The 13,813-nt window shown below is 44.5% G+C and carries 12 protein-coding genes and 1 tRNA gene; 7 read left to right on the top strand and 6 right to left on the bottom strand.

The window, feature by feature from the left end:
- From PSE7429_RS09035 to PSE7429_RS09045, 3 genes are all read right to left on the bottom strand, one after another.
- The gene (locus PSE7429_RS09035) at positions 1-885 is read right to left on the bottom strand and encodes a DUF72 domain-containing protein (RefSeq protein ID WP_040687927.1); all 885 of its coding nucleotides are present in this window, start codon (positions 883-885) and stop codon (positions 1-3) included.
- A gap of 135 nt (positions 886-1,020) precedes the next feature.
- Entirely contained in the window at positions 1,021-1,392 is a 372-nt protein-coding gene (locus PSE7429_RS09040) for a response regulator (protein ID WP_009626842.1), read from the bottom strand.
- Between the two features lie 310 nt (positions 1,393-1,702).
- Complete coding sequence (locus tag PSE7429_RS09045) at positions 1,703-2,536, bottom strand: response regulator transcription factor (RefSeq protein WP_009626843.1); 834 nt, start codon at positions 2,534-2,536, stop codon at positions 1,703-1,705.
- Between the two features lie 417 nt (positions 2,537-2,953).
- On the opposite strand from PSE7429_RS09045, the gene PSE7429_RS09050 reads away from it, so the two are divergent.
- A complete protein-coding gene (locus tag PSE7429_RS09050; protein WP_040687932.1) occupies positions 2,954-3,385 on the top strand; it encodes an NUDIX domain-containing protein in 432 nt (143 codons plus the stop codon).
- A 164-nt stretch (positions 3,386-3,549) separates the two neighbouring features.
- Positions 3,550-3,622 (top strand) — tRNA-Glu (locus PSE7429_RS09055).
- Between the two features lie 216 nt (positions 3,623-3,838).
- Here the strand turns inward: PSE7429_RS09055 and dapB are convergent.
- The gene (gene dapB, locus PSE7429_RS09060; protein WP_009626845.1) at positions 3,839-4,660 is read right to left on the bottom strand and encodes a 4-hydroxy-tetrahydrodipicolinate reductase; all 822 of its coding nucleotides are present in this window, start codon (positions 4,658-4,660) and stop codon (positions 3,839-3,841) included.
- Between the two features lie 679 nt (positions 4,661-5,339).
- On the opposite strand from dapB, the gene trpE reads away from it, so the two are divergent.
- The 3 genes from trpE to PSE7429_RS09075 all read left to right on the top strand — a co-directional run bounded on the left by trpE (position 5,340) and on the right by PSE7429_RS09075 (position 9,191).
- Entirely contained in the window at positions 5,340-6,839 is a 1,500-nt protein-coding gene (gene trpE / locus PSE7429_RS09065; RefSeq protein WP_040687934.1) for an anthranilate synthase component I, read from the top strand.
- A gap of 121 nt (positions 6,840-6,960) precedes the next feature.
- Entirely contained in the window at positions 6,961-7,665 is a 705-nt protein-coding gene (gene bioD / locus PSE7429_RS09070) for a dethiobiotin synthase (RefSeq protein WP_009626847.1), read from the top strand.
- A 218-nt stretch (positions 7,666-7,883) separates the two neighbouring features.
- Positions 7,884-9,191 (top strand): PrsW family glutamic-type intramembrane protease, encoded by a 1,308-nt coding sequence (locus PSE7429_RS09075; RefSeq protein WP_009626848.1) that lies wholly within the window; start codon positions 7,884-7,886, stop codon positions 9,189-9,191.
- 393 nt (positions 9,192-9,584) lie between these two features.
- On the opposite strand, the gene PSE7429_RS09085 is transcribed toward PSE7429_RS09075, so the two are convergent.
- Positions 9,585-10,502 carry a histone deacetylase family protein gene (locus PSE7429_RS09085; protein ID WP_009626850.1) on the bottom strand — a complete coding sequence of 306 codons (918 nt, stop codon included), beginning with the start codon at positions 10,500-10,502 and terminating at the stop codon, positions 9,585-9,587.
- A gap of 151 nt (positions 10,503-10,653) precedes the next feature.
- Entirely contained in the window at positions 10,654-12,057 is a 1,404-nt protein-coding gene (gene zds / locus PSE7429_RS09090) for a 9,9'-di-cis-zeta-carotene desaturase (RefSeq protein WP_009626851.1), read from the bottom strand.
- Positions 12,058-12,654: 597 nt separating this feature from the next.
- On the opposite strand from zds, the gene PSE7429_RS09095 reads away from it, so the two are divergent.
- Together PSE7429_RS09095 and PSE7429_RS09100 are read left to right on the top strand one after the other, a co-directional pair.
- Positions 12,655-13,044: a tautomerase family protein gene (locus PSE7429_RS09095; protein ID WP_040687937.1), complete on the top strand. Its 390-nt coding sequence runs from the start codon at positions 12,655-12,657 to the stop codon at positions 13,042-13,044.
- Positions 13,045-13,047: 3 nt separating this feature from the next.
- Entirely contained in the window at positions 13,048-13,506 is a 459-nt protein-coding gene (locus tag PSE7429_RS09100; protein WP_009626853.1) for a GNAT family N-acetyltransferase, read from the top strand.
- Positions 13,507-13,813 lie beyond the last annotated feature (307 nt).

A 13,813-nucleotide genomic window follows, 5' to 3' on the forward strand; every position in this document is an offset into this window, starting at 1 on the left:
TCAAAATAGTTTTAGTTGTTGAGGGGGTGGAGCTAGACGATCCCAAGGTAAGGCGGGGACGGACAGATTGGTTTTTTCTAACATTTCCTGAAAATATTTAGCATTGTGCGGCGATCGCTCTTCGAGCGGGCAATGCATGAAGAAATAAATTTGGGTGTCTTGGGCTAGCCATTCTTGCAAGTAAGTCATCCATTCTTGCCAAAAGCGGATATTGAAATTGCGTTCGGGATGACTGATAAAGCGAACGATACTAAAGGGCGCAGTTACAACAGGCTGTAAAGGTAAGTTTGGTTTGCGGCGTTCCTGTTTCACTGGGGCAGCAAGGGCTGGATCGATCGCCTCGCCCAAGGGCAAATCGTAGATAGGACGCGAATCGAGGAGAACTCGTCCCATACCCAGTTTTCTTAACAGCCTATTTAAGCGATCGCCAGCCGCCGCTTTAAACCAATCACCATGCCTTACCTCTAACGCTATTTGATATTGATCGCGGGGCAAAGCTTGGAGGAAACTTTCTAAATCCGTAAAGTTGGCAGGGCTATAGCTAGGAGGTAACTGCACGAATACCACGCCCAAGCGATCGCCCAAGCTAGAAATTAAATCTAAAAATTGGTATGACTGCTCAATAAATGGCACTAATAAACCATTGTGGGTAAGATGCTTAGGAAATTTTGGGCAAAAGCGGAAATTGGGATGGGTATCCTTTGCCCATCGTTCGAGCGTTTGGCGATCGGGAAGTGAATAAAAAGTCGAGTTTACCTCCACCGTTATCAGGCGATCGCTATAAAGTTGCAGTAACTTCTCAGAACGGCTCCCTTGGGGATAAAAGTCACCAACCCATCCCTTATAAGCCCAAACTGCACAACCTAAATAAAATTGAGAGTTCATATTTTCTAAAAAGGGCTCGACAGAAGTCGAGACATACATGGCATACATAAAGAGGCGGCACTATGTGCCGCCTCTTTAATTATCCAAAATTATCCAAAAATGAGATAGGAAAACGCAAGGCGCTTCCGCTTACTTTTACTTAATTTGACTGAGTAGCTGTTTAATCGTTTTGATTAATTCAGGTGGGTGATAAGGCTTGGTTAGGTAAGCATCAGCCCCCTGCTTCATACCCCAGTACTTATCAAATTCCTCACTTTTGGTTGTACACATAATTACGGGTACATCCTTCGTAGAGGCATTATTTTTGATCCATCGGCATAGCTCATAGCCATTCATTTTAGGCATAACTACGTCGGTGACAACTAAATCGGGAGTTACTGCTTTTAGTCTTTCGACTGCTTCAGCACCGTCATTAGCTTCTATAACTTCTATGCCATTTTGTTTTAAATGTGCCGAAACCATCTCCAACACCATTGAACTATCGTCCACTACGAGGACTTTTACCATAACTGCCTTCCTGCTTTTCCTGTTGTGCCTTAGCGTAAATCCTCGTCAACATCCAACCCTTTTAGAAAATTGGAATAATTTAGCGAGAGATAAATCGCTACAGCAATCATAAAATTTTCAAAACCCTAAACATGCGATAAGGTCGTGAATATTACCTAATCAACATTATCTGTTTTTTGATCGCGTCTTTACAGAATTATTGATTCAAGTCTAGCTAATCAATGAAAATATTGATGTAGTTGACAGTATACCAGAATGAATCTTGGTTAGAGCGGGATGACAAGGGTTAAGTAGGTTAATCCTTAGTAAGTTAATACTTCGCAAAGGAGCGACTGGGAGGGGCAGTAAATTGGGGTGGGCGATCGCTATTATTAGTTGGAGGCTGCGGTCTAAGAGGCAATCGGGACAAAGCCTCTGGATTAAAACGATAACCAATATTACGCACAGTTTGAATCAGATTTGGTTGTTGTGGATCGACCTCTAATTTTTTTCGCAATGATAAAACATGGGTATCCACTGTACGCGGATTGTTAATTTCATCTGGCCAAGCCTTTTGCAAAAGCTCCGCGCGACTTAAGGCTAGCCCTTCGGATTGGGCGAGCACGTAGAGCAAACTAAATTCCTGTGGCGTTAAATCGATCGCATTACCCTTGAGCCGAACTTGTCTTTGGACGAGATCAATTTTGAGGACTCCATAATCCAGACAAGCGGGTGGTGCAGATGTGCGTAATCTGCGGGTTAAAGCTTCCACCCTTGCCAAAAACTCCTGCATTCCAAAGGGTTTTGTCAAATAGTCATCAGCGCCAGCTTTTAAACCTTCAACGATGTCAGATTCATTGGTACGCGATGAAATGATAAATATCAAAGAACTTCTTTGCTTATGTAACCAACGGCATAGTTCCACACCATCCCCGTCAGGCAAATCAGTACTCAAAATTACCAAGCTGGGCTGTTGTTTTTGAAATACCAGCTTAGCTTGCTGACAACTCACAGCCTGAAATACCGAATAGCCTATCTGCTGCAAATGCCAGCCCAAGAGAGAGGCAAGATTCGGATTACCTTCTACAATTTCTATACTGATCGGGATCAAAGAAATACTCTCCTGCCGAGTAATGCCTATAGCTCTCGGATTATGAGTCTGCATAATAACTCACGCGCAAGCTGGATTTTGTAGCTGTAATTACCCTCTCTTTGCCGATCTAAAGCCCCACCCCTACTCTAAAGGCTCCAGAGCAATTCTGCTCGACGATATTATAGCTGCCGCCAGTCTTGTTAGGACAAAATTAAAATCCAAAATATTGTTGCTGCGCAGAGTGCGGCAACAATATTTTGGGTTTTAGACCAAGTGGTCTAAAACCCTTACGAGGTTTAGTTTTTAATTCACAAAAGGGTTGTCGCACTTTCGTGAATTAGTATTGCCAATACAGTTAACGGCAGCTATAAAACAAAACCGAAAAGAGAGGTGCGCCGCTAAGCGGCGCACCTCTCTTTTCGGTTTTAATATTGTCCTAATATGGCTGTCGCCAGCCATAAAAATTTAGCAATCCTAATTACGAATCCAGTGACTTACCGAAATCCTGTACCTACGGTTGATATCATCATTGCCCTGCGCGATCGCCCCGATCGACCTATTGTGTTAATCGAGCGGCTCAATCCCCCCCATGGCTGGGCGATCGCTGGGGGATTTGTGGATTATGGAGAACGCCTTGAAGATGCTGCCAGAAGGGAAGCAGAGGAGGAGACAGGCTTAAAAGTGGAGTTAATCGATTTGCTAGGGATCTATTCTGACCCCAGTCGTGATGAGCGCTTACATACGGTCAGTGCGGTGTATATGGCTGAGGCAGAAGGTGATCCCCAAGCCCATGACGATGCTAAATCGGTCGGTGTTTTTGCTGCTTGGCAAACGCCAAAGCAGCTATGTTTCGATCACGCTCAAATCCTAGAGGATTACTGGCGCTATCGTACCTATGGCATCCGCCCCCCCATCAAGTAAAAATGCGGTAAGTAAGGCGGCGCTTCGCGCCGCCTTACTTACCGCGCTTTGCGCTGTAGTGAAAATTCATTGTGGACGGAAGTTTTTACGTAATCAAAAAAAGTTTGCTGGAGGTGTTGACAATATTTCTATTCCTTGTGTATATTAATAAAGGTCAAGAACACGCCCCCATCGTCTAGAGGCCTAGGACACCTCCCTTTCACGGAGGCGACGGGGATTCGAATTCCCCTGGGGGTATTCTTGAAAAACAAAAAAGCCCTTGCAATGCAAGGGCTTTTTTGTTGCTTAAAAAGCCCTTGCATTGCAAAAGCGATACAAAAGCAATACACGACTGCATCTTTATATTTTTATATAGCTGCCGCCAGTCTTGTTAGGACAAAATTAAAGCCCCAAATAGTGTTGCTGCGCGGAGTGCAGCAACACTATTTGGGGCTTTATTAAATCGCGAGTCCTTTACAATAATTTCTCTAAGCCATAAACAAGAGACTTAAGCGCTAGCACTTTACGAACGCAGAGCAATACCCCTGACATGTAGCAAGTGCGATCGCTGGCATTATGTTCGATCTTGAGAGTTTCTCCGAGTGCCCCAAAAATCACTTCTTGACGAGCGACTATTCCTGGCACACGCAAGCTATGAATACGGATATTTTCGCCGTAGGTTGCCCCCCTCGCCCCTGACAGATGTTCCTTTTCTTCGACGAGGGGGGGATTAAAGGATTGTCCTAATTCGGAGAGCATTTGTGCTGTTTTAATCGCGGTTCCACTTGGGGCATCAGCCTTTTGATTGTGATGCAACTCGATAATCTCGACATGCTGAAAATACTTAGCAGCAGTGATCGCCGCTTGCTGCATCAAAATCACTCCCACGGAAAAATTTGGAGCAATAATGCAGCCCGTACTGGCTTTATCGGCAAAGATGGCAAGCTCGGCAATCTGCTGTTCGCTTAAGCCTGTCGTACCGACGACGGGACGCACTCCATAGGCGATCGCTGATCGAATATTGTCATAGATAATGCTGGGGTGGGTGACATCAACCATTACTGGCAATTGGGACTCTTGGGCAGCTTGAGCCAAGACAACTTCAAGATTGTCAGTTACTGGTATTTCTAGTTCACCAATCCCAACAACTTCGCCGATATCTTCACCGAGGTATTGGCGACCGATCGCCCCGACAAGCGACATATCTGGGGATTGGGCGATCGCTTTGATAATTTCGCGCCCCATTTTTCCCGTTGCCCCAGAAACAACTACAGGGATCTTGGCATTATTAGTCATGGATTAAGCTGGAAAACGTATGTTTAGAAGATTTCTACGAGCTTACAGTGATTTGTCCTGAAACCCAAAACCTGTAATACCAATTCCCAAAATGGCGTTGCTATTTTGGGAATTCTCAAAACCTTACTGGGCTTGTTTTTTAACTTGAGTTCGGGATAATTTGAAACGGGCTTAGAGAAAGGGTTTGCTACGCAAACCCTTTCTCGAAGTCCGTTTCAAATTATCCCGAACTCACGTTAAAGTATAAGCACAAGTTAAGCAATAACAAGTTAAGCAATGGCTACGCCATTGCTTAACTTGAAAACCCTTACTAAAGTTTAGTTTTATAGCTATATTCACTTCCAGCAATTATCGATCAAACGAACCACAAGGGAATTTTTAAAAGCGTTGCTTTGCAACGCTTTTAAAAATTCCCTTGGTTTGGGTTTGAGCGCAATGCGCTGTAAGTCAGGACATCAAACCTAATAGAGAGTGGCGGCGCGAAGCGCCGCCACTCTCTATTAGGTTTGCAGGCGCTTCGCGCCGCAACGCTGATTATTCAATGGGAAGGGAGTATCAAGAATACCAAGACAACATCAGAGCGCAATCAGGACAAACTTATGGCTTTTTGTTAAGCAGTGCTGAAAACCACGATAAGATCCTAGTTAGTTGCAACAATTTATTTAAAAATTCCGATCGCATGATTTTCCCCGAGTATTCTGACTTTATTAAGCTTGCCGAACAGGGCAACTTTGTACCTGTGTACATGGAACTGGTGGCAGATCTCGATACGCCTGTGTCGGCTTGGTATCGGGTATGTCAAGGTCAACCCTACAGCTTTCTATTGGAGTCAGTTGAGGGTGGGGAGAGACTGGGACGCTATAGCTTATTAGGTTGTGACCCTCTTTGGATATTAGAAGCAAGGGGCGATCGCACCACACAGACCTTTCGGGATGGCAAGGTAGTCGAGTTTATTGGCAATCCTTTTCAACATTTGCATGATTGCCTTGCGCCGATTCATCCTGTGCATTTGCCCCAGCTACCGCCGAGTTTGGGAGGACTATTTGGTTATTGGGGGTACGAGTTAATTAATTGGATTGAACCTAAAGTACCTGTATATCCTTGCCAAGAAGGAGATACGCCCGATGGGGTCTGGATGCAAGTAGATAACCTGCTGGTGTTCGATCAGGTCAAACGCAAAATTTGGGCGATCGCCTATGCCGATATGAGTAACGGCAAAGATGCGGAGACAGCCTATAGTTCAGCTTGTGCTCGCTTAAAGGTACTGGTAGATAAACTGCGATCGCCTCTAGATCGCCAAAAGACGGCTATTACTTGGACAAATCCCAGACTGCAACCACCTGTCAGCTATACGAGCAACGTCACCCGCGAAAAGTTCTGTAAGTCCGTAGAATTGGGCAAAGAACATATTAAGGCTGGCGATATTTTTCAAGTCGTACTTTCGCAAAGATTAACAACGGAATTTAAAGGCGAACCCTTTAGCTTGTATCGCTCTTTGCGGGTGGTCAATCCTTCACCCTATATGGCATTCTTTAACTTTAAGGATTGGCAACTAATTGGCTCTAGTCCAGAAATTATGGTTAAGGCTGAAGTCATCGATGGAGTTTCGCGCACTATCTTGCGTCCCATCGCAGGCACGCGCCCTAGGGGTACGACTGCAAAAGAAGATGCGGAACTCGCCCAAGAATTACTTGCCGATCCTAAGGAAATTGCCGAGCATGTGATGCTAGTGGATTTGGGACGCAACGATCTCGGTCGCGTTTGCAAAAGTGGTACGGTGAAGGTCGATGAGTTAATGTCGATCGAGCTTTATTCCCATGTCATGCATATTGTCAGCAATGTCATTGGTGAAATCCGTCCCGAAAAAAATGCTTGGGATTTACTTCAAGCCTGCTTCCCCGCAGGCACAGTCAGCGGTGCACCGAAAATTAGAGCGATGGACATCATCCATAACTTAGAAGGCGATCGCCGAGGTGTCTATGCAGGAGCCTATGGTTATTATGACTTTGAGGGACAACTAAACACGGCGATCACAATTCGGACGATCGTAACGAGGGATGGAACCGCTAGCGTACAGGCAGGCGCGGGCGTGGTTGCCGATTCCGACCCTGAGAAGGAATATCAAGAGACTCTCAATAAAGCCAAAGGAATGTTGGAGTCGTTGCGCTGTTTGGGCTAATTGATATAAAAGCCTAAACCCAGAAGAGCGTACCGCCTGCTACGCAGGCGATACGCTCTTCTGGGTTTTAAGTTCACCTTAGCTACTTAGAACTCACCAAAATTTTACCGAGTATTCCATAATGACGAAACCTTTATTGATTGTTGGCAGCGATACGGGGGTGGGAAAGACCGTTTTAACGGCAGCTTTAGCCGCCTATTGGTTGACCTATCGCGATCGCACTGCATCCAGAAATGAACCGAGTACATCCCTCGGAATTTATAAACCCTTGCAGTCGGGAGAGGGCGATCGCGAATTCTATCATCACACCTTCTCGCTCTCGCAAACCCTTGAGGAAATTACGCCTTTGTATTTTGAAACCCCTATCGCTCCAGCGATCGCGGCTCATAAAGAAGGTAAAGCGATCAATCTAGCGCTAATTTGGCAACATTTTCTCAAACTGCAACAACAAAAGGAATGCTTGCTAGTAGAATCTATGGGCGGACTCGGTTCGCCGATTACCGATGAATATATCGTGGCAGATTTGGCGCGAGACTGGGCATTAGAAGTCATTCTCGTCGTGCCAGTGCGCTTAGGCGCGATCTCGCAAGCGATCGCCAATGTGGCTTTAGCCCGCATGGAAAAGGTGAAGCTGAGGGGGATTGTCCTCAGTTGCTCACAAGTCTATTCGGAGGAAGAGATGGAGGAATTGGCTCCGCCACAGATGATTTCTCGACTTGCTTCTACTCCAATTTTGGGGATTTTACCCTATGTCAAGGATTTGCACGATATTTCACAATTAGCCATTGCAGCTTCCGAACTAGACATTGAGAGAATTTTAATTTAGCTAATGCGATCGCTAATAATCCCCAAGAAACTTTTTGAAAGTGTTGCAAGGCAACACTTTCAAAAAGTTTCTTGGGGTAGATTTGAGCGCAAAGCGCTATAAGTAGCTAGGGCAATTGAATTTAAGATCTGAAACCTGTAGCGCAAGCATAGCTTGTGCTATAGGTTTTGACTCTGGTTTTTAATTATGCCCAGCTACTTAATGATATAAATGAAGCTATGTATGATCGCCTTATTTCAACTGCTTTTCTCAGGCAAATTTCTAATGGTCGCCTAGATCGCGATGAAATTGTGGCGACCTTAGGCGATCGCTCGGTGACATTAGGACGGGATCCTAGTTGTGAAGTGGCGATCGATATCAATATCTACGGTGCTGTGTCCCGCCGTCATGCCGAGATTCGCGCCATTTTTGCCGAATCACGCCAAGATTCTAGACCACGAGTTGAAGGTTGGGAAATCTACGATCTTGATAGTGCCAATGGTACATTTATCAACAATCGCCGCCTATATGGTTGTTGTCCCCTACAACATGGCGATCGCATTCAACTAACCAAAGATGGTCCCCAATTTTTATTTGAGTTAGCAACCCCTGTCACCAGTTTAGAATCGGAGTTGAGGCAGCGCCCCCAATCTCAAATTACGAGCATTACCTTCACCAAACTCTTACCAATTTTTTCAACGGGCAACGACCTGTGGAAACAGGACTATCTCTTGCCTGGAATTACCACGGTGGGCTTTGTCGTCATGATGTTTGCTTTTTTGGGGCAACCACAGCTATTTAATCTGACGATTTCGCTATATATCAGCCTTGCAGCCTATTATTTTGTCTATCAACTTTGTGGCAAAAAGAAACCTTGGTGGATCATTTTAGGCGCAGCGCTGGTAACTGTCTTAATTCTTAGAAGCCCAATTTTAAATATTTTTCTATGGTTCTTTTATCAGGTCTTGCCAGGAGCTACGCCAAAGGGTCAGGTTAGCTTTATCAGCGTTTTAATTGCGATGTTTTTTGGAGCGGGATTGATGGAAGAATTAATTAAATCTTTGCCCGTATTTATTCTCTGGTTTGTGGGTCTATGGAGAGGGAAAAAATGGCGATCGCGGGTGGGAATTAGCGAACCATTAGATGGCATTTTAATTGGTGCTGCCTCAGCGATCGGGTTTACATTAACGGAAACCCTTGGGCTATACGTACCCAATATCGTTCAAAGCATTACAACGCAGGCAGGTAGTACGGAAATTGCCGAACTGACGGGTTTGCAATTGCTAATTCCCCGCGTACTGGGCTCGGTGGCTGGGCATATGGCATATAGCGGTTATTTCGGCTATTTCATCGGGCTGAGCATTATGAAGCCTTCTCTCCGTTGGCAAATTCTTACAATCGGCTATCTCAGTTCTGCTTTCCTTCATGCGCTCTGGAATACAAGTGCATTAGTAAGCTTTTGGCTATTAGCGATAGTGGGCGGTATTTCCTACGCATTTCTAGTCGCAGCAATCCTTAAAGCCCATAGTTTTTCTTCAAAGGTTTAGAAAAAAAGATGAGTGGCGGCGCAAAGCGCCACCACTCATCTTTGGGGTTTCTAGCTATATATTTACTTTGAAAAGTCATCTCTAGTATGTTCCTAAATTAAATACCTCAGCATAATTAAAATCCAGATCTAATACCAATTCACGAAAGTGCGACAACACTTTTGGGAATTAAAAGCCAAACCCAGTAACGATTTTCAAAGTTCAAAATGGCTACGCCATTTTGAACTTTGGTATAAAACCTGTGCCGCGTGCGCCGCAGGTTTTAGGGTTTTATATTTAATTAAGTCCACTTACTTAGAACTAGTAAATAGACAAAATCTCAATTTAGAGCTACTTGCCCATTGTTTGCTGATGGCGGAACCCAAATCGGCGCTAAAAGCATTTCGTCAAGAACTATAGACGATATTGGCGATAGACATCACTGGCCGCCCGATGTAGTAGGGAATGTCGATAAACTAGCGATCGCATATCTTCGCAATACCCACCACCAATTACACTTGCCACGGGGAACCCTTGCGCAACACAGGTACTCAAAACCTGCATATCGCGCCGATATAGTCCTGCATCGGTGAGGGCTAATTTGCCCAAGCGATCGCCTATATGCGGATCGACCCCAGCATCATAGAGAACGAGATCGGGACGTATTTCAGTAAGCAAATCGGGTAAATGATTAGCCAACATGCGCAAATAGGCATCATCTTCCATTCCTTCAGGTAAGGGAATATCGCGATCGCTAATTTGTTTGATCGATGGGAAGTTGATCTGGCAATGCATCGAGAAAGTAAATACCTGCGGCTCGTTCTGAAAAATGAAGGCTGTACCATCGCCTTGATGCACGTCCAAATCGACAATTAAAATCTTTTTGACTAATCCCTCCTTTAACAGCACTCGCGAAGCGATCGCGAGATCGTTAAATATACAAAAGCCCGAACCATAGCTAGGAAAGGCATGATGGGTTCCGCCTGCGGTATTGCAAGCTAAACCCTGCCTTAGAGCAAATCTCGCCGTTAATAACGTACCACCTACGGCGATTCTCGTCCGATAGGCGAGTTCGGGACTCCAAGGTAATCCAATGCGACGCTGAGCCTTAGGTTCGAGATTTCCGTTCCAATAGGCATCCACATATTCGCGATCATGCACTAGGGCGATCGCCTCCAAATCTGGCAACTCTGGGCGAAAAAACTGCTCGGGCTGCGCCACCCCATCGGTCAGCAGCATCTCGTAAAGCAAACGAAACTTCTCCATGGGGAAGCGATTGGTATTAGCGATCGGCGCGACGTAGTTGGGATGATAGATGATTGGTAAATCCATAGTTTATTATAAGTACCTCAGCCTAATTAAAATCCAGATCTAAAAGCTGCGGCGCACGCGGCGCGTGCGTCGCAGCTTTTAGGGTTTTATATTTAATTAAGCCCACTTACTTAAAAGTAGAAAGAACCGTGCTATGCACGGTTCTTTCTACTTAAGCCTTAACTAACTGTTTGCGCTTAGTTACTTCCGCCGCACACATCTTTCCTGAGAGCGTTGCTCCTTCCATACTATCGATGTAGTCCTGCATCGTATAGCTGCCTGCTAAGAAGAAATTACTCACAGGTGTATGTTGAGTTGGACGGAACGGATCCTGTCCAGGAGCTTCACGATACAGGGACTGGGCAAGCTTGACGACACTAGACCAAGTGACATTTAGCTTATGGGATGAAGGGAAAATTTCATGCACTTGAGCGATCATTTTCTCGACAATCGCTTCATTGCTCAGCTTAATGTAGTCATCCGCAGGCGTAATTACAAGCTGTAATAGAGAACCCTCTCCTTCTTTATAATAGTCGGTGGGACTGGTAATCGCCAAATCCGCAAAGGTAGAGAAATCAACTTTCACCGCATAGAGTAAATTATCAATATCAGTCACCCAGCCATCAAAGCGAAGTTGTACGGTAATTACAGGCACAGCATCTAGCTTATAGATATTGTCAAACTGTGACCATACCCGCCATTTCTCAGGAATGATTCTCTTTACCCCTGGAACATCCGTGGCACAGATATATACATCGGCAGTCACGATCTCTTCCCCATCTTCTTTACCGATGATCAAACCCGTGACGCGAGTGTCTTCTCCTTCTCCTTCAAAAAGAACTTCGCGCACACCTCGACGTAAATGGATTTTGCCGCCCTTTGATTCAATATGTTTGACGAGTGGTTTATGGAGAAAATCATTGGGAGAACCTTCAAGCATTCTCAAAATCGAAGCCTCGGTTCTCGATGCAAAGAACTGGAAGATGGTGAGCATACATCTTGCGGAAATATTTTCGCAATCGATAAAACCCAATCCATAGGCGATCGCATCCCACATCAGATCGAGACTCGCTTGCGATCCCCCCATCCCCAAAAACCAATCTTTAAAGCTGATGTTATCAAGGGCGCGGATTTCTTTCATGGCTCCGACATGATCGACTAAGCCACGAATTAAGGGGCTTCGTCCGATCGCGATCGCATTTTGGATCTTGTCTTTTAGGGGCAATTGTCCCGTAGTCACAAAGGCTTTCAGTCCGTGAAAAGGCGCACCGCCAAAGTTCCGAAAATCAAGGGCAGCCTGTGCACCACCGGGATTGACAAAAATATGTGTATGCTCCTTAAGCCGAAGATGCTCAAAGGCTCCTGTTTTCTTCATCAGGGCAAATAGGTTGTAATAGCAGCCAAAAAATACATGCAAGCCCATCTCGATATGGTTACCATCCTTGTCCAGCCAACTGCTGACTTTGCCACCTACGAAGGGACGGGATTCAAAAAGCTCTACTTCGTAACCTTGCTCGCTGAGTTCCACAGCCGTACTCATACCTGCTAAACCCGCACCAATAATCGCTGCTTTCATGTTCTAAGATCGAACCTTGTCGTTATATTGTTATTTATGTTTGCTTAACATATTTTGACACTTCCACGACTCTTCTAGGCTAAAGTCATGAGATTGCCCCCATGTAACGACTTTAGTACGATTTTTATATAATTTTTATATAATTTTTTAAGAAACCAGATCTAGATTTATGAATTCCTACTTTTTGAAAAAAACACTTGGCGATCGCCAGCCTTCATTCAAAGCGAGTACATAAGTAGCTAGGCGCAGTTAAATATAAATGTAGCGCACGCTGCGCGTGCGCTACAGCCTTTGATTCTAGGTTTTAATTATGCCCAGCTACTTACTCATGGAAAAACTGGTATAAGTAGCTAAGCATAATTAAATTTGAAACCTAGAAATTTGAAACCTAGGAGAGCATACCGTCCGCGTAGTGGGCGGTATGCTCTCTGGTTTTAATTTTTAAAGCTTAGTTACTTATTCATCATTGATCAAGTTTTAAGTAGCTAGGCGCAGTTAAATATAAAATCCAAAAAGCTGTAGCGCAAGCTGCGCTTGCGCTACAGCTTTTGATTCTGGATTTTAATTATGCCCAGCTACTTAATAGTTCTAAAGGTCATGCCACAAACAAAAATCTATGGAAACGCTGACTTTATTCAGCAAAATCGCAGAGTTCTATCTAGCACTATCCATTCCTGCGTTGTGGATGCGCTAAACTATCCTCCCGAAAAGAAGTTTCAAAGATTCTTCCCCCTATTATCCGAAGACTTTGAATATCCTAGTGATCGCAGCGAGCAATATATTATTATTGAAATCCTCATGTTTGCGGGAAGAACTATCGAAGCTAAGAAAAACCTCTATCGTTTGCTATTTGAGCGCTTGCAAGACAAATTAGGAATTTCCTCCTTAGATATTGAAATTATTCTCATTGAAACTCCAAATTATAACTGGGGTATTCGTGGTGTGGCTGGGGATGAATTGAACTTGAGTTACAAGGTAAATGTATAGGCAATGGCAGAACTAGATCTTAATTTCCGATTGGCTCAGTTTGTTGACATCGATCCATTGATGGAGATCGTACAGGAGTTTTATCAATTTGAGAATATCAAGTTTGACGAACCCGTAGTTAAAGCTTTTACAGCGCTGCTCAGTGACGAACAATTTGGGGTGATTTGGCTAATTTGCGATCGCGATCAATTAATTGGCTATGTAGCCCTGACCTTCTTTTTTAGCATGGAATATCACGGACGCTGTGGATTAGTCGATGAGTTATATATCCGCGAAGGCTATCGTGGCAAAGGAATTGGTAAACAAGTATTTAATTTGATTGAAGAATACCTTCAAAGCCAAAAAATGCGATCGCTGTCTTTAGTCGTTGACTTCTGGAATGAGCCAGCCGAAAAGCTCTATACCAAGATCGGCTTCCGCCGCGAGCAACGTCACCTGATGGTCAAGCATCTCCTTCCCTAATAAATATAAAGCCCAAGAGGAGAAGGTTGGCGCAAAGCGCCAACCTTCTCCTCTTGGGCTTTGACCAAGAATTACGCAATCTCGCTTAAAGCTCAAGAATAGGGCTGGGCGAGTAGATATTGCCGTTTACCTATGATACCAATTTCCAAAAGTGTGGCTACACTTTTGGAAATTAAAAACCAAACCCAGTAAAGGTTTTTAAATCACAAAATGGCGTAGCCATTTTGTGATTTGGTATGAGTAGTAAGTACTGGAGTTTAGACTAAAAAAGGAAAAAAAGGCAGAGTAAAAGAGATACAAACTGCCT

Origin of the sequence: Pseudanabaena biceps PCC 7429, from assembly GCF_000332215.1 — a bacterium.
GTDB classification, from domain to species: Bacteria; Cyanobacteriota; Cyanobacteriia; order Pseudanabaenales; family Pseudanabaenaceae; genus Pseudanabaena; species Pseudanabaena biceps.